This is a genomic window from Microbacterium suwonense, assembly GCF_030296555.1.
Taxonomy (GTDB): Bacteria; Actinomycetota; Actinomycetes; order Actinomycetales; family Microbacteriaceae; genus Microbacterium; species Microbacterium suwonense.
Genome location: NZ_AP027728.1, coordinates 2,970,140 through 2,988,489 on the forward strand (window position 1 = coordinate 2,970,140; position 18,350 = coordinate 2,988,489).

General features: G+C 68.8%; 18 protein-coding genes and 1 tRNA gene. 8 read left to right on the forward strand and 11 right to left on the reverse strand.

Annotated features, from left to right (window positions below):
* Window positions 1-10: 10 nt before the first annotated feature.
* Together radA and QUE33_RS14825 are read right to left on the reverse strand one after the other, a co-directional pair.
* Window positions 11-1,381, reverse strand: a complete 1,371-nt coding sequence (radA, locus tag QUE33_RS14820) for a DNA repair protein RadA (protein WP_286301016.1) — start codon at window positions 1,379-1,381, stop codon at window positions 11-13.
* A gap of 56 nt (window positions 1,382-1,437) precedes the next feature.
* The gene (locus QUE33_RS14825; RefSeq protein WP_286301018.1) at window positions 1,438-2,799 is read right to left on the reverse strand and encodes an MFS transporter; all 1,362 of its coding nucleotides are present in this window, start codon (window positions 2,797-2,799) and stop codon (window positions 1,438-1,440) included.
* Window positions 2,800-3,021: 222 nt separating this feature from the next.
* On the opposite strand from QUE33_RS14825, the gene QUE33_RS14830 reads away from it, so the two are divergent.
* The 5 genes from QUE33_RS14830 (at window position 3,022) to QUE33_RS14850 (ending at window position 10,722) form a co-directional block, all read left to right on the forward strand.
* Window positions 3,022-6,744, forward strand: coding sequence for a nitrate reductase subunit alpha (locus QUE33_RS14830; protein ID WP_286301019.1), 3,723 nt, complete (start codon window positions 3,022-3,024; stop codon window positions 6,742-6,744).
* Complete coding sequence (narH, locus tag QUE33_RS14835) at window positions 6,741-8,441, forward strand: nitrate reductase subunit beta (RefSeq protein WP_286301020.1); 1,701 nt, start codon at window positions 6,741-6,743, stop codon at window positions 8,439-8,441. Before QUE33_RS14830 ends, narH begins: the two co-directional genes overlap by 4 nt.
* Window positions 8,438-9,172: a nitrate reductase molybdenum cofactor assembly chaperone gene (gene narJ / locus QUE33_RS14840; RefSeq protein WP_286301021.1), complete on the forward strand. Its 735-nt coding sequence runs from the start codon at window positions 8,438-8,440 to the stop codon at window positions 9,170-9,172. The genes narH and narJ overlap by 4 nt, the downstream gene beginning before the upstream one ends.
* A 5-nt stretch (window positions 9,173-9,177) precedes the next feature.
* On the forward strand, window positions 9,178-9,930 hold the full coding sequence (gene narI / locus QUE33_RS14845; RefSeq protein WP_286303180.1) for a respiratory nitrate reductase subunit gamma: 753 nt from the start codon (window positions 9,178-9,180) through the stop codon (window positions 9,928-9,930).
* 168 nt (window positions 9,931-10,098) lie between these two features.
* The gene (locus tag QUE33_RS14850) at window positions 10,099-10,722 is read left to right on the forward strand and encodes a helix-turn-helix transcriptional regulator (RefSeq protein ID WP_286301022.1); all 624 of its coding nucleotides are present in this window, start codon (window positions 10,099-10,101) and stop codon (window positions 10,720-10,722) included.
* A gap of 127 nt (window positions 10,723-10,849) precedes the next feature.
* Here the strand turns inward: QUE33_RS14850 and QUE33_RS14855 are convergent, their stop codons facing one another.
* Complete coding sequence (locus QUE33_RS14855; protein WP_286301023.1) at window positions 10,850-11,326, reverse strand: HIT family protein; 477 nt, start codon at window positions 11,324-11,326, stop codon at window positions 10,850-10,852.
* Window positions 11,327-11,392: 66 nt separating this feature from the next.
* Here QUE33_RS14855 and QUE33_RS14860 point away from each other — a divergent pair.
* Window positions 11,393-11,483, forward strand: a tRNA-Ser gene (locus QUE33_RS14860).
* A gap of 58 nt (window positions 11,484-11,541) precedes the next feature.
* On the opposite strand, the gene QUE33_RS14865 is transcribed toward QUE33_RS14860, so the two are convergent.
* Window positions 11,542-11,712: a helix-turn-helix domain-containing protein gene (locus tag QUE33_RS14865; protein ID WP_286301025.1), complete on the reverse strand. Its 171-nt coding sequence runs from the start codon at window positions 11,710-11,712 to the stop codon at window positions 11,542-11,544.
* 205 nt (window positions 11,713-11,917) lie between these two features.
* Between QUE33_RS14865 and QUE33_RS14870 the strand changes: the two genes are divergently transcribed.
* Window positions 11,918-12,457, forward strand: a complete 540-nt coding sequence (locus QUE33_RS14870) for a YaeQ family protein (protein ID WP_286301027.1) — start codon at window positions 11,918-11,920, stop codon at window positions 12,455-12,457.
* 42 nt (window positions 12,458-12,499) lie between these two features.
* Here QUE33_RS14870 and QUE33_RS14875 read toward each other — a convergent pair whose 3' ends face one another.
* Complete coding sequence (locus QUE33_RS14875) at window positions 12,500-13,882, reverse strand: MFS transporter (protein ID WP_286301029.1); 1,383 nt, start codon at window positions 13,880-13,882, stop codon at window positions 12,500-12,502.
* Window positions 13,883-13,998: 116 nt separating this feature from the next.
* On the opposite strand from QUE33_RS14875, the gene QUE33_RS14880 reads away from it, so the two are divergent.
* Window positions 13,999-14,400, forward strand: coding sequence for a four-helix bundle copper-binding protein (locus tag QUE33_RS14880; protein WP_286301031.1), 402 nt, complete (start codon window positions 13,999-14,001; stop codon window positions 14,398-14,400).
* A gap of 88 nt (window positions 14,401-14,488) precedes the next feature.
* On the opposite strand, the gene QUE33_RS14885 is transcribed toward QUE33_RS14880, so the two are convergent.
* The 6 genes from QUE33_RS14885 to QUE33_RS14910 form a co-directional block, all read right to left on the reverse strand.
* Window positions 14,489-14,833: a hypothetical protein gene (locus QUE33_RS14885; protein WP_286301033.1), complete on the reverse strand. Its 345-nt coding sequence runs from the start codon at window positions 14,831-14,833 to the stop codon at window positions 14,489-14,491.
* 114 nt (window positions 14,834-14,947) lie between these two features.
* Window positions 14,948-15,178: a hypothetical protein gene (locus QUE33_RS14890; RefSeq protein WP_286301035.1), complete on the reverse strand. Its 231-nt coding sequence runs from the start codon at window positions 15,176-15,178 to the stop codon at window positions 14,948-14,950.
* 50 nt (window positions 15,179-15,228) lie between these two features.
* Window positions 15,229-15,567: a hypothetical protein gene (locus tag QUE33_RS14895; RefSeq protein WP_286301038.1), complete on the reverse strand. Its 339-nt coding sequence runs from the start codon at window positions 15,565-15,567 to the stop codon at window positions 15,229-15,231.
* Window positions 15,551-16,369, reverse strand: coding sequence for a prolipoprotein diacylglyceryl transferase (locus QUE33_RS14900; protein ID WP_286301039.1), 819 nt, complete (start codon window positions 16,367-16,369; stop codon window positions 15,551-15,553). Before QUE33_RS14900 ends, QUE33_RS14895 begins: the two co-directional genes overlap by 17 nt.
* A 1-nt stretch (window position 16,370) precedes the next feature.
* Window positions 16,371-16,604, reverse strand: coding sequence for a hypothetical protein (locus QUE33_RS14905; RefSeq protein WP_286301041.1), 234 nt, complete (start codon window positions 16,602-16,604; stop codon window positions 16,371-16,373).
* Between the two features lie 73 nt (window positions 16,605-16,677).
* Window positions 16,678-18,309, reverse strand: a complete 1,632-nt coding sequence (locus QUE33_RS14910; protein WP_286301043.1) for a radical SAM protein — start codon at window positions 18,307-18,309, stop codon at window positions 16,678-16,680.
* Window positions 18,310-18,350 lie beyond the last annotated feature (41 nt).

The following is an 18,350-nucleotide window of genomic DNA, read 5'->3' on the forward strand; positions in this document are numbered from 1 at the left end:
CGCGGTGCGCTCAGAACGGAGGGATATCGTCTTCGCGGCGTCGCTCGGTCATGCGCGAGCGTATGTCGCTCAACGCGGAGCGCAACGTCTTCGAGCGGTCGTCGACCACCTGCCGGTAACCCAGCCGCGCCGCCTCGCTGCGCCGCTGTGTCGCCTGTGTGACCGGACGGATCTCGCCTGCCAGTGACAGCTCGCCGACGGCGGCGACGGTGCGAGGCACCGACAGCTGTCGGATCGACCCCGCCACGGCGACGGCGATCGCCAGATCCGCCGCCGGCTCGGTGAAGCGCACCCCGCCCACCGTCGACACGTAGACGTCGAGCTTAGAGGTCTGGATGCCGGCACGGCGCTCAAGGATCGCCAGCACCATCGCCACCCGCGAGGAGTCCAGGCCGTGTACCACGCGGCGTGGATTCGGTGCCGTCGACTCGATGGTGAGCGCCTGCACCTCCACGGGCAGCGCACGCCTGCCCTCCATCGCGATCGCCACGCACGTGCCCGGCTCTGCGGCGCCCTGCGACAGGAACAGCCCGCTGGGATCGGGCACCTCGGCGATCCCCGCACCGGTCATCTCGAAGCATCCGACCTCGTCGGTCGGCCCGAAGCGGTTCTTCAGCGCGCGGATGAAGCGCAGCGCCGTCTGCCGATCGCCCTCGAAGTGGCAGACCACGTCGACGAGATGCTCCAGCACCCGCGGGCCCGCCACCTGGCCGTCCTTGGTGACATGACCGACGATGATCACGGGCAGGCCGCGGTCCTTGGCGACGCGGATGAGGGTGGCCGCCACCTCGCGCACCTGGCTGGGCTGCCCGGCTGCGCCGTCGATCAGGCCGGATGCCACGGTCTGCACCGAGTCCACGATCACCAGGTCGGGCTTGACCTCGTCGATATGCCCGAGGATCGTGGCCAGATCGGTCTCGCTGGCCAGGAACAGCTCCTCGTGCAGTGCGCCGGTGCGCTCCGCCCGCAGCCGCACCTGCGCGGGCGACTCCTCGGCACTGGCGTACAGCACGCGGCGCCCGGACTTCGCCGTGGCCGCCGCGACCTCCAGCAGGAGCGTGGACTTGCCGACACCGGGCTCACCGCTGAGCAGGATCGCGGCGCCCGGCACGATGCCGCCGCCGAGTACCCGGTCGAACTCGCCGACGCCGCTGCTGCGCCGCGGGGCGTCGGCCGTGGTGATCTGCGTGATCGGGCGTGCGGCGCGGTCGGCGGCCGGGGCCACGGCATCCGTCTGCCGCAGGATGCCGGCCTTCGCACCCTGCTCCTGCACCGTGCCCCACTGCTGGCATTCGCCGCAGCGGCCGACCCACTTCGCCGTCGTCCAGCCGCATTCCGTGCAGACGAAGGCGGGCGGTGCGGGTCGACGGGTGGTGGCCATGCAGCAAGGTTATCCGTGGCATCCGACAGCGCCCCCGTCGCGCGCCGATCCCCGCTTCAGGTGGCGCAGCTGGCTGCTTCCCGCGCGAGGAAGCGGCGTGTTGCGCCACCTGAAGCAAAGAGGGCGGAGAGGAAGAAGGGGAGAGGGGTCAGGGGGAGCGAGGGGTCAGAGGGGAAAGAGGGCGGAGAGGGGTCAGGGGCCTTGCGGCCGACGTCCTTCAGCATCCCTGCCACCACCAGCGCGAACGCGCCGACCAGCACCAGCAGCCACAGCCCCAGCGAGTACGAGCCCGACTCCGGGTGGTAGGTCGCGCCCATCACCAGCGGTGGGAAGTACCCGCCCAGGCCTCCGGCTGCGGCGACCACGCCGCTGACCGCACCGACCTTCTCCTTCGGAGTGGACGGCCCGATCCACGCGAACACCGCTCCCATCCCGAGTCCCATCGCCGACGCCATCAGGATGAATGTCACCCCGGTGACGATGCCTTCGGCGGGCTGCTGACCGACCACGTAGGCCAGGGTGACGATGCCGCCCAGTGAGATCAGCGAGATCACCTTCGGGCCGAATCGATCGGCCAGCACACCGCCGACGGGCCGGGCGATCACCGCCGCGGCGGCGAACAGCGCCGTGCGCATGCCGGCACCGAGAACATCCACCTCATCCGGGTAGATCGTGGTCAGATACTTGGGCAGGAAGTTCGAGAAGGCCACGAACCCGCCGAACACGATCCCGTATAGGAACGCCATCTCCCACGTGACTGGCAGCTTCAGCGCGCCGATCACCTTCGGCACCAGCTTCTCGCGGTTCGGCTGCCACACCGGCGACTCCCGCATGCCGAACCACACCACCGCGGCCATCGCCACCAGCGCCCCGGCGATCACCAGGTGCGTGGGCAGGTAGCCGATGTCCTGCGCCAGGCGTGGCGTCGCCAGCGCCGAGACGGCCGTGCCGATCATGCCCATGCCGAAGACGCCATTGGCGAAGCCGCGGCGCTGTGGCGGGAACCAGGCGCTGGAGAACGGCACGCCCACCGCGAAGATCGTGCCCGCCACACCCAGATAGAACCCGGCGATCAGCAGCAGCGGAAAGCTGCGGATGCTGCCGGCCAGCGCCACCAGCAGCACCGCCGGTGCCGACAGCAGCAGCACGGCCGTGAACATCCGCCGGCCGCCGAACCGGTCGGTCATCGCCCCGATCACGATGCGACCGAGCGCGCCGACGAGCACGGGGGTGGCCAGCATGAGCGAGATCTGCCCCTCGTCCAGGCCCATCTGAGAGGCGTAGGTCTGCTGCAGCGGAGAGATGGACATCCACGCCCAGAAGCCGATGGTCGAGGCGAGCGTGGCCAGCAGCACCTGCGCGAATCCGCCGGTGAGGTCCGTCGTCGATGGCGCAGCGGAGGTGGTCGGAGCAGTCATCAGGCTTCCCTTCGATAACGGTGACCGTAGCCTGCGTCGGCGCCGGTGGCTATACCTGGAGCCGGAGAAAACCCGGATCGGGCGATTCCCGTAGCGCCCGCCCACAGCACCCGGCAGCGGCGCCACACAGCAGCATCCGATTAAACACGGCCCGCCCTTGTGTCGGTTCGCCCCGTGAAGCAGGATGCTGAAGTACCACGTGTACTCCGGGAAGGAGCAGCGATGACCACCGGAACCCGCACTCATGGTGCGCCTGCGACAGACGGGCCGCTCGCCGATGCCCTGCTGAACATGGGTCGCTTCGTGCGACCGGGCCAGACCAGCGAAGACCTGCGCGCGGTGTTCCTGCAGGGCGGGCGCGCGGGAGACGCGTTCTATCGCGACCGCTGGTCGCACGACAAGGTGGTCCGCTCCACCCACGGCGTGAACTGCACCGGATCGTGCTCGTGGAAGGTGTACGTCAAAGACGGCATCATCACGTGGGAGGCACAGCAGACCGACTACCCGAGCGTCGGCCCCGACTCGCCCGAGTACGAACCGCGCGGCTGCCCCCGCGGCGCCGCGTTCAGCTGGTACACCTACTCGCCCACCCGCGTGCGCTACCCGTACATCCGCGACACGCTGGCCCAGCTGTACCGAGCGGCCAAGGCGCAGCATCCGGATCCCGTCGACGCCTGGGCGTCGATCGTCGAGGATCCCGAGAAGGCGCAGAGCTACAAGCGCGTGCGCGGCAAGGGCGGCCTGGTGCGCACCACGTGGGACGAGGTCATGGAGATCGCCGCCGCCGCGCACGTGCACACGGTGAAGACCTACGGGCCCGACCGCGTGGCGGGCTTCTCGCCCATCCCGGCCATGTCGATGGTCTCGCACGGCGCCGGCTCGCGCTTCATGAACCTCATCGGCGGCACGATGCTGTCGTTCTACGACTGGTACGCCGACCTGCCGGTCGCCAGCCCGCAGGTGTTCGGCGATCAGACCGACGTGCCGGAGTCGGCCGACTGGTGGAACGCCGGCTACCTGATCATGTGGGGCTCGAACGTTCCCGTCACCCGCACACCCGACGCGCACTTCATGGTCGAGGCGCGCTATCGCGGCCAGAAGGTGATCACCGTGTCGCCGGACTACACCGACAACACGAAGTTCGCCGACGAATGGGTCGCACCGCACCCCGGCACCGATGCCGCGCTGGCCCTGGCGATGGGCCACGTCATCCTCAACGAGCACTTCGTGCAGAAGCGCACCGAGCGCTTCGAGGACTACATGCGCCGCTACACCGACGCGCCCTTCCTCGTCGAGCTCGAGGAGCGCGACGGCGGGCTCGTGCCGGGCAAGTTCGTCACGGCATCCGATCTGCCGGGCGCGGAGGCCGACCAGTCCCGGGCCGACTTCAAACCCGTGCTGATGGATGCCGACGGCACACCGGTGGTGCCCAACGGCTCGCTGGGGCACCGCTTCAGCCCCGAGGATCAGGGCCGGTGGAACCTGGATCTGGGAGACGTGGTGCCGCCGCTGTCGGTTGCCGACCTGGCGTCGTGGGACGGCGCGGCCGCCGAGGTGCGGCTGCCCCGCTTCGACCTGGACCCGGAGCCGGGGCAGGAGCACGCCGGCGGATCCGGCGCGATCACCCGCGGCGTGCCGGTGCGCACGGTCGCAGGCAGGACCGTCACCACCGTGTTCGACCTGATGCTCGCGCAGTACGGCGTGGGGCGCGAGCGGATGCCGGGGCAGTGGCCCACCGGCTACGACGACGCGTCCAGCCCGGGCACGCCCGCCTGGCAGGAGGAGCACACCTCGGTGCCGGCGCCGCAGGCCGAGCGCATCGCGCGCGAGTTCGCCGACAACGCCGAGCGCTCGGGCGGCCGCTCGATGATCCTGATGGGGGCCGGCACCAACCACTGGTTCCACTCCGACACCATCTACCGCACCTTCCTCGCGTTGACGACGATGACCGGATGCCAGGGTGTGAACGGCGGGGGATGGGCGCACTACGTCGGGCAGGAGAAGGTGCGCCCGCTCACCGGCTACCAGCAGTACGCCGGCGCCTCGGACTGGGTGCGCCCGCCGCGGTACACGATCGGCACGGCGTTCTTCTACCTATCCACCGACCAGTGGCGCTACGACGGGCTGCCGGCGGATCAGCTGTCCTCTCCGCTCGGCAAGGGCACCTTCCACGGCCGCACCACCGCTGACTGCCTGGTGGAGTCGGTGCAGCGCGGCTGGATGCCCAGCTATCCGACCTTCGATCGCAACCCGCTCGACCTCGTGGACGAGGCCGAGGCGGCGGGCAAGGATCCCGCTCAGCACGTCGTGGACAGTCTCGACGACGGCTCGCTGCGCTTCGCTGTGGAGGATCCGGATGCTCCGGAGAACTTCCCGCGCGTGATGACGATGTGGCGCGCCAACGTGCTCGGCTCCTCGGGCAAGGGCAACGAGTACTTCCTCAAGCACCTGCTGGGCACGGATGCCGCCGTGCGCGCGCCGGAGGCCGCAGAGGGCTCCCGCCCGGTGTCGATGACCTGGCACGAGAAGGCGCCCGAGGGCAAGCTCGATCTGCTGATGACCGCGGATTTCCGCATGACCAGCACCACACTGTTCAGCGACATCGTGCTGCCGGCGGCGACCTGGTACGAGAAGTACGATCTGTCGTCCACCGACATGCATCCGTTCATCCACGCGTTCAACCCGGCCATCTCGCCGCCCTGGCAGACCAAGACCGACTTCGAGACGTTCCGCATCCTCGCCGAGAAGTTCAGCGAGATGGCCCGCACCCACCTCGGTGTGCGGCGCGACGTGGTCGCCACCCCGCTGCAGCACGACACCCCCGACGTGATGGCCACCCCGCACGGCCGCGTGCAGGATCTGCCGCGGGTCCCGGGCGTCACCATGCCGAAGCTGACGGTCGTCGAACGCGACTATCCGAAGCTCGCCGAGCAGTGGAAGGCACTCGGCCCGCTCACGGCGAAGCTGGGGCTGACGACCAAGGGCATCACCTACCGCGCCGAACCCGAGATCGAGATGCTGAAGAGCAAGAACGGCACGGTCGGCGCAGGTCCCTACACCGGCGCCGTGCGGCTGGACAGCGACCAGCGCGCCTGCGAGATGATCCTGGCGTTCTCGGGCACCAGCAACGGACGCCTGGCCGTGCAGGGATTCCGGACGCTCGAGAAGCACACCGGCCAGCAGATGGCCTTCCTCGCCGACGAGCACGAGGGCACGCACCTGAGCTTCCAGGACGTGTCGGTGCAGCCGCGCAGCGTGATCACCTCGCCGGAGTGGTCGGGATCCGAGCACGGCGGCAGGCGGTACACCGCCTTCGCGATCAACGTCGAGCACCTCAAACCGTGGCACACGCTCACCGGCCGTCAGCACTTCTACCTCGACCACGACTGGATGGACGAGCTGGGCGAGGCGCTGCCGATCTACCGGCCGCCGCTGGACATGCACCGCCTGTTCGGCGACGTGGTGCCGGGCACGGCATCCGCCGCCGAGGTGAACGTGCGGTACCTGACCCCGCATTCGAAGTGGTCGATCCACTCCGAGTACCAGGACAACCTGTTCATGCTCTCGCTCTCGCGCGGCGGCCCCACGATCTGGATGAGCCCGCAGGACGCCGAGAAGATCGGTGTGCGCGACAACGACTGGATCGAGTCGTACAACCGCAACGGCGTGGTGGTAGCGCGGGCCAACGTCTCGCATCGGATGCCGGAGGGCACGGTGTACATGTACCACGCCAAGGACCGCACCGTGGATGTGCCGATCAGCGAGACCAGCGGGCTGCGCGGCGGCATCCACAACTCGCTCACCCGCATCCTGCTCAAGCCGAGCCACCTGATCGGCGGCTACGCGCAGCTGGCGTGGGCGTTCAACTACCTGGGGCCGACGGGGAACCAGCGCGACGAGGTCACCACGATCCGCCGCCGCAACCAGGAGGTGGTCTACCGATGAAGGTCATGGCGCAGATGTCGATGGTGATGAACCTCGACAAGTGCATCGGATGCCACACCTGTTCGGTCACGTGCAAGCAGGCGTGGACGAACCGCACCGGCGTGGAGTACGTGTGGTTCAACAACGTCGAGACCCGGCCCGGCGTCGGGTATCCGCGCGGGTACGAGGATCAGGACAAGTGGCAGGGCGGCTGGGTGCGCAACAAGCGGGGCCGGCTCAAGCTGCGTTCGGGCGGGCGCCTGGCGAAGCTGGCGCGGATCTTCTCGAACCCGAAGCTGCCCGGCATCGACGACTACTACGAGCCGTGGACCTATGACTACGACATGCTCGTGAACGCGCCCAGCGGTGAGCACACTCCGGTGGCCAGGCCCAAGAGCCTGATCACCGGCAAGGACATGAAGGTGTCGTGGTCGGCCAACTGGGATGACGATCTGGGTGGCTCGGTGGAGACCATGCAGCAGGACCCGATCCTGCAGAAGATGAGCGAAGAGGTGAAGGCCGAGTTCGAGAAGGCCTTCATGTTCTACCTGCCGCGCATCTGCGAGCACTGCCTGAACCCCTCGTGCGTGGCATCCTGCCCCTCCGGTGCGATGTACAAGCGCCAGGAGGACGGCATCGTGCTCGTCGACCAGGACGCCTGCCGCGGCTGGCGGATGTGCGTCTCGGGCTGCCCGTACAAGAAGGTGTACTTCAACCACAAGACCGGCAAGGCCGAGAAGTGCACGATGTGCTACCCGCGTATCGAGGTCGGATTGCCCACGGTGTGCTCGGAGACCTGCGTCGGCCGGCTGCGGTACCTGGGACTGGTGCTCTACGACGCCGACCGGGTGGCAGAGGCCGCCGCCGTGGAGGACGAGCACGAGCTGCTGGCCGCGCAGCGGTCGGTGCTGCTGGATCCGCACGATCCCGAGGTGATCGAGGCGGCGCGCCGCGACGGCATCGCCGAGGACTGGATCGAGGCCGCCCAGCGCAGCCCGGTCTGGCGGCTCATCCACGACTACGAGGTGGCGTTGCCGCTGCATCCGGAGTACCGCACCATGCCGATGGTCTGGTACATCCCGCCGCTGTCGCCGGTGGTCGACGTCGTGACCGGCTCCGGCAACGACGGCGAGGATGCCAGGACGCTGTTCGCCGCGATCGACAAGCTGCGCATCCCGATCGGCTACCTGGCCGAGCTGTTCACCGCCGGGGACATCGCCCCGGTGGATGCCGCGCTGCGCAAGCTCGCCGCGATGCGCTCGTACATGCGCGGCATCAGCATCGACGATGAGCGCGACGAGCGCATCGCGAACGCGGTGGGCATGAGCGGACGCGAGATCGAGGAGATGTACCGGCTGCTCGCGATCGCGAAGTACGAGGAGCGCTACGTCATCCCCTCCGCCCACCAGGAGCAGGCGCACGACCTCGAGGAGATGGCCTGCTCGCTGGACTTCGAGGGCGGGCCGGGCATGGGCGGCGCCGGCGGGCCGTTCGGTGCGGCCAGCGGCCACTCGGTGCCGGTCGCGGTGGAGAACTTCCACATGCTCTCCGACCGGCAGACGGCTGACCGGCCGTCCACACCGGGACGGGTGAACCTGCTGAACTGGGATGGAAACGGGCGACCGGAAGGGCTGTTCCCGCCGTCTGAGCGCGCCCAGCCCCGCTCGTACGACGAAACTCCACCGGTTCCTGAGCGAGCGAAGCGAGACGAAGGATGAGCACCGTCCTGCCCCCGCGGGTCACGCCTCGGCGGGCCCTGCCCGACGCGCTCACCCCGGCGTCCCTCACGCGCGCGCAGCGGTGCACGGTGCACATGCTCGCCTCGCTGCTGCTGGACTACCCGGACGCGCAGTGGTTCGAGCGCCTGGACGTGTTCGAGGCGGGCGCGGCCACGCTCCCGGCATCCGTCTCCGAACCGCTGGAGCGGTTCATCACCCGCGCGCGCGAGGCCGGAACATCCGCGTGGCAGAAGATCTACGTGACCACCTTCGACCTCAAACGCAAGTGCTCGCTGTATCTGAGCTACTACGCCACCGGCGACACGCGTCGCCGCGGCACGGCGCTGGTGACCTTCCTCGACGCGTACCGCGCGGCGGGCTGGGAGTTCGATGCGGCTGAGCTGCCCGACTACCTGCCTGCGGTGCTGGAGTTCTCGGCCCGGTCGCAGTCGGAGGTGGCGGATGCCGTGCTCGCCGCGCACCGCGAGGGCGTCGAGGTGCTGCGTGCGGCGCTGGAGGGCATGGACAGCCCCTGGGCCGACGTCGTGCGCGCCATCACGCTGTCGCTGCCGAAGGTGGACCAGCGCACCCGCGAGCGTGTGCTGGCGCTGGTGAGCGAGGGGCCGCCCACCGAGACGGTCGGGCTGAGTCTGCCGATGCCGACCTTCGGGGCACCGGCCGGCGCGGGCCCGGCATCGCGAGGCTTCATCGGAACGGGGGATCGACCGTGAACACCATGCAGACCCTGCTGTGGGTGGCGCTGCCGTACATCTGCGCGGCCGTGTTCGTCCTCGGGCACATCTGGCGGTACCGCTACGACAAGTTCGGCTGGACGACCAGGTCGTCACAGAGCTACGAGAACCGGATGCTGCGCTGGGGCTCGCCGATGTTCCACCTCGGGATCCTGATGGTCATCGCCGGACACGTGGTGGGCCTGCTGGTGCCGCGGGAGTGGCTGTACGCGATCGGGATCAGCGAGGAGATCTATCACCTCGGCGCGACCGTGCTCGGCACTTTCGCCGCCGTGCTGACCCTGGCCGGCCTCGCCATCCTCGTGTTCCGCCGGCGCACGGTGCCGGCGGTGTTCCTGGCGACCACAGTGATGGACAAGATCATGTTCGTCTTCCTGGGTGCGACCCTGCTGTTCGGCACCGCCGCGACCGTCGTGCATCAGGTGTTCGGGGCGGGGTTCCACTACCGCGAGACGATCTCGCCGTGGGTGCGCGAAGCGATGATCTTCCGCCCGCGTCCCGAGCTGATGCTCGAGGTGCCGCTGCTGTTCCAGCTGCACGTGATCACCGCCTGCCTGCTGTTCGCTCTGTGGCCGTTCACCCGGCTGGTGCACGTGTTCTCGGCGCCGGTGGGCTACCTGTTCCGCCCGTACATCGTGTACCGCTCGCGTGACGAGCAGCGCGGCAGCCGTGCGCCCAAGCGCGGCTGGGATCCGGTGGGGGCGGCGCCCGACCCCGCCCGGCTGCGCAGGCCGTAGGCGGTTTCGTCGGGGACGGATGCTTCAGGTGGCGCGGATGGTGGCTTCCCTGTGCGGGAGGCTGCCATTCGGGTCCCGCGAAGGGGCTTTTCGGGGGCGATTCGCGCACCGTGATTATTCACGGCCCGGGGTCTCGCGGTTCTGGGGGTTCTGGCACACAATGGAGGCATGACAGGCGGTGGGCTCGTATACGGGCCGATCTCGAGCTACTCCCGGGTGCAGATCCTGCATCTGGTGCAGAATCGTGCCGAGCGCACCATCGGCGAGCTGTGCGAGGCCACCGGGCTGCACGCCAACACCGTGCGGGAGCACCTGCAGCGCCTGATCGACGGCGGTTACGTCATCCAGACCACCGAGCACCGCACCACTCGTGGTCGACCGCGCACGCTGTACAGTGCCGCGACGGGAACGCCGGAGGCGTCGAGCCCGGTCGCTCGCGACAAGGTCGCGGAGGCCGCCAGGCGCGGTGACATGATGCGCCGCATTCTTCGGGAGGATGGTTCGGAGCTGGGCCGCGAGGCCACCTATCAGCTGGACGCGCTGATCGAGCACCTGGAGGAGAGCGGCTTCGAGCCCGTCGTCGACGAGGAGGGGCTGACGGTGGAGCTCAGCCCGTGCCCGCATGCCGCAGCGAGGCCCGAGCATCGGCCGGTGCTGTGCCAGGTGCATCTCGGTCTGATGCAGGCTGTGCTGACGCAGGCCGGTGGTCCGATCGCCACCGAGTGCGTGCTCGCAACGACCCGGCCCGAGGAGTGCACGGTGCAGCTGCGCCTGGTCGAGGACGCTGCCTGAGCGCATCCGGCCGCACTCCTGGGTCGCCTTCGTGCACTCCTGGGTCGACTTAGGGTGGCGCGAACGGCTGCCTCGCCGTGGGATGACGCGGCGTGTTGCGCCCCGCGAACCAGAAGATCCCGCGCCGTCAGGCCCCGGTGGCGAGAAGCGTGGTCAGCTCCGCGGTGATCGAGGAGCGCAGCGCGTCGTGACGAGGGCCGAGGGCGTGCGCGGGGTCACTCCAGTGCGCGGCGTCGTAGAGCCAGACCGGCTTCTGCACGAGGCCTGCGGGCTCCCAGTCGTAGCGCGGCCACAGGTGCGCGTGCACGAAAGCATCGGTGTTGCCGAGGATCTCGATGTTCATGCGCCGGAACGCGGGGTCGTGCTTCCGGCAGGCGCGCTCGACCGCGGTGGCGAGCAGATCGACGTCGGAGAGGTACTGCACCCGCTCGGTGCGCGGCAGGTCGGCCAGGGCCCTGGCATCCGTATCGCGGCTCAGCAGCACGCTGTAACCCGGCAGGAACTGCACGTCCCCGATCACCGCGTACCCCGCCGGGGTCTGTGCCAGCAGCGTCGGGTTCTCGCCGCGTGCGGCCGAACCGATCCTGTCATCGCGCCAGTGCATGAGCATGAGCCTAACCGGGGCATTTCGATTAGCGCGCGGGTCTGCCGATAACGTAAGCTTGTCCGCGGTGACGTGTCCGAGCGGCCGAAGGTGCAACTCTCGAAAAGTTGTGTAGGGTAACCCCCTACCGTGGGTTCAAATCCCACCGTCACCGCCAAGTGTCCTGAGTCGCGACATCGTTTACGAACGTGTCGCGGCTCAGGACTTCTTCGCGGTCAATGATTGATGATGCGACTCACCTGCACTCGGGAGAGCCCGACTGCGTCGCCGATGGCGGACTGCCTCATCCCTGCCTTGTACGCGGCACGGATCGTCTCATCCCGTTCTCGGTGCGCCTTCTCGATGCGGCCCGCCGATGCGGCGAGCCGACGCTCCCAATCAGCCACGGCTCCTGACTTCTCTGAGGAGCGCCGCCGCAGCCACGATGAGGGCGATGACGGCGACCACTGTGATCACGTTCGCCATGGTGCTCCTTTCGCCGGCATGTGAGAGTCTGAACAGACAAGTGTAACACGGATGCATCAGAAATTCATCATGAGTGATACATGTGCGTGCGCAGCGGACGCGCCTCCCCGCGTAAGCTCGAACACCATGGCGACAGGCTCGACGATCCACACCTTCGATGTGCAGCTGGCGGATGTCGATCGGGGCGTGTACGAGCAGTTCGTGCTGCGCATGGCACGGCATCCGTCCGAGACAGACGCGTACCTGCTCACCCGTCTGCTGGCGTACTGCCTCGAATATGAAGAGGGCATCGCGTTCACCGAGGGCGTCGCGGCGACCGACGAGCCGGCCGTGCTCGTGCGCGATCTGACCGGTCGGGTCACCGCCTGGATCGAGGTGGGGGCGCCGGATGCCGGACGCCTGCACTTCGGGAGCAAACTGGCCGATCGCACCGTGGTGTACACCTATCGCGATCCCGCCAAGGTCCTCGCACAGTGGGCGGGGAAGACGATCCACCAGGCGGATGCCATCGTGCTGCACAGCTTCGACGCGGGTTTCCTCGACGGTGCTGCCGCTGCGCTCGCCCGGCGCAACACAGTGAGCGTCTCGGTCACCGAACGGCAGCTGTACCTGGAGCTCAACGCGGTGCACCTCGACTCAGCGGTGCACGACCACGCGATCCGTTAGCCGCGATCCCGCGTCCGCGGAATCGCCTTGCCCGCGACGCCGTCAGCTCGGCACGGAATCGGCGGCCGTCTCCGCAGCCGGATTCCGCCGGATGCCGATCCACGACACCACGCCGCCCACCGCGAACAACGTCGCGGTGACCCAGGCCGCGCTGTGGAACCCGTCCAGATCGAGCGTGCCGCCGACGATCGTCGACAGCAGGGCCACGACGAGCAGTCCGGCGACGCGGGATACGGCGTTGTTCACCGCGGATGCGATGCCGCTGCGGTGCTCGTCGATCGCGCCGAGGATCGCCGCCGTCAGCGGTGCGACGGTCAGCGACAGGCCGAGCCCGAGCACGACCATTGCGGGAAGCACCTGCCACCAGTAGGTGAAGTCGCTCCCGACGGTGAGCAGCAGCAGTGCGCCGGCGGCCATCAGCAGCGGCCCGACCGTCATGAACAGCCGCGGTCCCCGCCGTCCGGCCCAGGCGCCGGCACGGGAGCTGAGCAGGATCATCAGGATCGTGATCGGCAGGCTCGCCAGCCCCGCGGCCGTGGCGCTGAGCCCCGGGCCCTGCTGCAGGTAGACGCCGATCACGAAGCCGTTCAGCGACAGCGCTGCGTAGACGAACAGCGTCGCGAGGTTCCCCCAGCCGAAATTACGCACCCGGAACAGCGCGAGCGGCATCAGTGCAGCATCCGATCCTCGCTGCCGCAGCAGGAACACCGCCAGCAGCAGAATGCCGACCGCACCGGGGATCCAGATCGCCGGCGATGACCAGCCCATCCTCTCCTGCTCGATGAGGGCGAACACCAGTGCGCCGAGTCCCAGCGCGCAGATCACCCCGCTGAACCAGTCCACCCGGATCGTGCGCGGATGCTGCGGCAGCTGCACCTTCGCCAGCAGGATGAGGTTCACGGCGATCGGCAGCACGTTGATGAGGAACACGAACCGCCACGACAGCAGGTCGACGAACAGGCCGCCCATCAGCGGCCCGACCAGCTGCGCGCCGGTGGTGAACGCCGTCCACACGCCGATCGCCCTGGATTGCACCTCGCCGCGCATGGTCGTGGTGATCAGTGCGAGAGAGCTGGGCACCAGCAGCGCACCGGCCGCGCCCTGCGCCGCCCGGGCGATGATCAGCACCAGCGGGTCGGGAGCCGCGGCGACGGCGACGGATGCCAGGCCGAACGCGATCAGCCCGATCCGCATCACGGTGATGCGCCCGTAGGCGTCGGACACGGAGCCTGCCAGCAGGATCAGCGCGCTGAGCGTGATCAGATACGCGTCGACCACCCACTGCTGTGTGGCGATCCCGCCACCCAGCTCCCGGCTGATCGCGGGCAGTGCGACGGTGACGACGGTGCCGTCGAGAAAGGTCACGAACGAGGCCAGGATCGCGACCGATACGACCAGCCTCTGCAGTGCGGTGAACGTCGGCACAGCATGACACTACATCCGCCCATCGACGCCGGCATCGCTCAGGCGTACTCTGGCGTCAGGCGGGTTCACCTGCCCGCCCGCAGTCGGCGAGAGCCCAAGACGAGGAGCGGTGCGCGATGGATGCGACGATGATGGACGCCATGTCGGCGGAGATGAAGATGCCGGGCATGGAGATGATGGACATGGCCGCGATGCAGGCCTGTATGGATGCGTGCTCAGCCTGTGAGCAGGCCTGCACGGTCTGCTCGATGCAGATGATGGACTGTGCGCCGGCCTGTATGAACTGCGCCGACATGTGCAACACGATGATGCGCGCCATGCTGCGGATGCAGGGCATGACCCCGGCCGCGATGATGGCGATGCTCGACGCCTGCATCGCCATGTGCCAGACGTGCATGGACGAGTGCATGCAGCACGCCGAGAACAGCGACGTCTGCCGGATGTGCGCTCAGGCGTGCAAGTCGTGCATGGACGCCTGCATGGCCATGCGCGAGTCGATGGTGAAGATGGCCTCCTGATCCCTCATCAAGCGGCTCGGCCATGAGGTGGCCACGCGCCCCGAGGGTCGAGGCGTCGCGAAGCGGCGACTTGAGCGGGGCGTGGGGATCAGCGCGCGATGTTGTACTGCACCGCACCGATCGCCAGCACGTCGTGGTCGCGGTGCAGCGCCACCGGTGTGCCTGCGACGGCTTCGAGCGCAGCGCCTCCGGCGTTCCAGACGGTGATGGCGTCGCCGTCGAGGGTGCGCAGCGTCACGATGCCGGATGCCGGGTCGGCTGCCGCCACCAGAGCGTCCACCCAGCCCCGCGGCGTCGCCGACGCCATCCGCGCCTGGATCAGGTGCAGGGCGTGTCCCGGGGCGAACGACGAGCACGCGTACCCGTGCTCGCACATGCACGCCGCACGCTCACGCACCTCGAGGGGCGAAAGACGGGTCTGCGGCGTGGTCACGGTGATCTCCTCACGATCGGATGATCCGAGGTTACGACCGGCCGTCGCCCCCGTCGATCAGCGACGAAACGCGAAGAAACATTGCCGGTGGGTGTGTTCAGGCACCGCGTGCGGTCAGTTGAAGCCGCTGAGCCCGCCGAGGATCACGATGCACGGTCCGATGATCACGAGCCACATCGCGGCGGCGATGATCAGGATGCCGGTGGCGTACGAGCGGGTCTTCGCGAAGAACATCATCGCGATCGATGCGACGGCGATCAGGAGGAAAGGCCACAGCAGGCCGAACATCCCGCCCACCCCGCCCAGCGCGCCGAGCGAGGAGAACATCAGCACGATGCCGAACACGTGCGCGACGACGCCGATTCCCAGCCCGATGCCGAGACCGGCGCCGAAGCTCAGCCCACGACGCGCAGGGGTCGGCTGCGGCCATGGGCCGGGCGTGTATCCCCCGGGCCGGGCTGGTACGGCTGTCCCGGCTGCGGCTGGTAGGGCTGACCGGGGTAGGGCCGACCGGGGTGCGGCTGACCCGGGTAGGGCTGACCGGGTTGACCTGGCGGCATCGGCGGCGGAATCACCGGCGGGCCCGCGGCGTAGGGATTCTCCGGCGGAGCGGATGCTGGATCCGTCGGCGCCTCGGATGCCGGATCCGTCGGCGCCTCGGATGCGGGGGCCTCCGGCTGCCCGGGTTCGGGCTCCTCGGGGGACGGAACGGGCTCGTCAGGCGTGCTGTCCATCGCGCACCTTCCTCTCGTCTCTCGTGGCGACCTCGGCGCGGAAACGCCCGGTGCGCAGCATCCAGATCATTCTGGCGGCCAGCAGCGGAATCGTCACCAGCAGGAACAGCTGCGGGCGCGTCAAGCCCATCCAGGCCACCTCATTGCCGCGGACGAACTCGACCGCGAAGCGGAACACCGCGTACGCCGCGATGTACAGGGTCAGCGTCTCACCGGCCGCGATCGGGCGGTGCCGCAGCCAGAACCACAGCACCGCGAACGCGACCAGATGGAAGACGATCTCGTACACGAAACTCGGATGCAGGGGCACGCCCGCCGGTGAGCCGGTGCGGGCCGCGGCCTCCGCGTCGAGCACGATGCCCCATGACGCGCCGGTCGGGGTTCCGGGCTGCTCGGTGAGCAGGCATCCGATCCGTCCGACCGCCATCGCCAGCGCCACCGCCGGGGCGAACAGATCGCCGCTGCGCTCGGGATAGCCGCACAGTCTCTTCGCGATGTGCACGCCCAGCCAGGCGCCCACCAGAGCCGAGAGCATCGAGGCGTTCCCGCGGGAGAGCTGCTCGATCAGGCTGAGGTTCTGCGCGGGGTCCAGGTGCTGCGCCCAGGTTCCCAGCCGGGACAGCACGGCGGCGCCGACCAGCGCCCCCAGCACCAGGTAGGCGATGCGATGGTCGGTCACCCCGCGGCGGCGCTTCTCGATGAGGAACACGAGGCCGGCGGCGGCCAGCCCCAGAGCGACGAACACCGAGTGCGTGTCCACCGGCGGCAGCCAGCGCACGAGGTCGCTCAGGGTCGGGAACACGTCAGCCGCCCAGCATCCGCATCCAGAGCATCACCCAGAACGGGATCGCGACGATCGAGGCGACCGCGATCACGCTCAGATACGCGAGCACGAGCCGGGTGTCGCCCAGCTTGCAGCGAGAGCGCAGCAGCCCGCCGCGGCGGGCCTTCGCGTAACCGGCGATCGCGATCAGCGCGAAGGCGAGCACGGCGATCGGCCCCAGGACGGCGGAGATCAGCGCGATCGTGGTGAACACGCACAGCCGCAGCGGGTCGAACGGCGGCGCCGGGTCACCGACCGAGGCGTCGTACTGGTTCAGCGGGGAGTGGTCACGCTGACACCACCGGCAGACGTGTGCGAGCGCCGGTCTCGCGCACCTCGGTCGTCGTCGAGGCGGGCCGGCCGGTCGCGGTCGAGATGCGAGTGCGGCTCAGCGGCGCCCACGCCTGCAGCGCGCAGAACGGCGCGCACTGGTGCGCGTTCGTCTGCTCGTTCACGGTCGCCACATGCACGCAGCACTGCGTCAGGCGCTCCTCGATCATGGTGTTGATGTCCATGAACGGCTTCACGGTGACGCGCAGCACGCGGTCGGCGAGCATCGCCCGCATCCGCTTGTGCTGACCCGGCAGCTTCGACGCCGCGAGCGTGGCGAGGGTGCCGACGCCGAGGTCGCAGTTCACGCAGATGTCACGCCAGATGTCGCCCATCGACGGATGCGACAGGGACGACTGCTCGCTGAGCAGATCCAGCAGCGAGCTCTTCACGACGTCACGGATCGCCTTGTTCACATTCGAGTCGGCGATGCGATTGGCGATCAGGTCGGGGTTGAGATCGAGGAACTCCTTCAGCCGCTCATGGCCGATGAGACCCACCAGCGACTTCCACTCGCCCGCGTCGTCTTTGAGGAAGTACCCGACCGAACAGCAGTGCGGGTGGCTGCACGGCAGGGCGGTCAGATCGCGCCAGGTGATCTCGCCGTCGGTCTGCGGACCGAGCCGTGCCAGCACGCCGGTGTGCGTGAGCCGGTCGTTCGGGTCGATGCCCGAGCTGCGGCCCGAGCCGAACACCGGCTGGATGGTCACTCCGCCCACGTACGGGGTCGCCTGCGCTCGCCGGATCACCGCGCCGATCTCGTGGTCGTTCACGCCCAGCGTGGCCGTCATGGTCAGGGTGGTGAACACCCCGGCATCCGACAGCCTCTCCAGCGCCCGCTCCTTGAACCGGCGGATGTCCGCTCCGCGATGGAAGGCGACCGACGCCGCCTCCTCGCCGTCGTACTGCAGGTAGATCTCCACGCGCTCCCGGTGCTTGGCGAGGAACGCGACGAACTCGTCGTCGTTGGCGATGCGCAGCCCGTTCGAGTTCAGCAGGATGCGCACGATCGGCCGGGCGACCAGATGCTCGATGAGCTGCTCCAGCCAGGGATACAGCGTCGGCTCGCCGCCGGAGAGCATCAGCACGTCGATGCGGTCGTTCTCGCGCGACAGCTTCGCGTCGACGGATGCCAGCACCTCGGCCAGCGGGGCGACTGCGGAGGCGGCAGGGCTGGACTCGGCGAAGCAGGTCGGGCAGCGCAGGTTGCAGTGGTCGGTGATGTCCTCGAGCAGGATGCAGGTGTGCTGCGTCTGCATCTCGGGCAGGCCGTCCTCATAGGCCTGCGGGACGGGCTTGAAGTTGCCGGCCACATCGGGGGTGTGCACCTTGGTCGGTGCGGTCCATTGCTCCAGGTACCTCAGGATCTCCACGTTCTCGTCGTACATCGTCGACACGAGCCCGTGCTCCGGGCATCCGCGCTCCAGCCAGACCGTGCCGTCGCGGTCGGCCAGCCAGCCCGACAGACGGCGCACCTCGCTGAGCGGCTGATCCGGGTTCTCCTCGTGGCAGACCGGACAGAACGCGTTCACGTAGCGGTGGATGCGGTGATCGCGCAGTGGCATCCCCGCGCCGGGCTTCGTCGCCATGTGACCCCCTCGTTCGGTCTCAGAGTAGCCGCAGAACCGGC

Excerpts from the sequence above, each read along its gene's own strand:
- radA (WP_286301016.1), bottom strand. The coding sequence starts at position 1,381 with ATGGCCACCACCCGTCGACCCGCACCGCCCGCCTTCGTCTGCACGGAA.
- QUE33_RS14825 (WP_286301018.1), bottom strand. The coding sequence starts at position 2,799 with ATGACTGCTCCGACCACCTCCGCTGCGCCATCGACGACGGACCTCACC.
- QUE33_RS14830 (WP_286301019.1), top strand. The coding sequence starts at position 3,022 with ATGACCACCGGAACCCGCACTCATGGTGCGCCTGCGACAGACGGGCCG.
- narH (WP_286301020.1), top strand. The coding sequence starts at position 6,741 with ATGAAGGTCATGGCGCAGATGTCGATGGTGATGAACCTCGACAAGTGC.
- narJ (WP_286301021.1), top strand. The coding sequence starts at position 8,438 with ATGAGCACCGTCCTGCCCCCGCGGGTCACGCCTCGGCGGGCCCTGCCC.
- narI (WP_286303180.1), top strand. The coding sequence starts at position 9,178 with ATGCAGACCCTGCTGTGGGTGGCGCTGCCGTACATCTGCGCGGCCGTG.
- QUE33_RS14850 (WP_286301022.1), top strand. The coding sequence starts at position 10,099 with ATGACAGGCGGTGGGCTCGTATACGGGCCGATCTCGAGCTACTCCCGG.
- QUE33_RS14855 (WP_286301023.1), bottom strand. The coding sequence starts at position 11,326 with ATGCACTGGCGCGATGACAGGATCGGTTCGGCCGCACGCGGCGAGAAC.
- QUE33_RS14870 (WP_286301027.1), top strand. The coding sequence starts at position 11,918 with ATGGCGACAGGCTCGACGATCCACACCTTCGATGTGCAGCTGGCGGAT.
- QUE33_RS14880 (WP_286301031.1), top strand. The coding sequence starts at position 13,999 with ATGGATGCGACGATGATGGACGCCATGTCGGCGGAGATGAAGATGCCG.
- QUE33_RS14895 (WP_286301038.1), bottom strand. The coding sequence starts at position 15,567 with ATGGACAGCACGCCTGACGAGCCCGTTCCGTCCCCCGAGGAGCCCGAA.
- QUE33_RS14910 (WP_286301043.1), bottom strand. The coding sequence starts at position 18,309 with ATGGCGACGAAGCCCGGCGCGGGGATGCCACTGCGCGATCACCGCATC.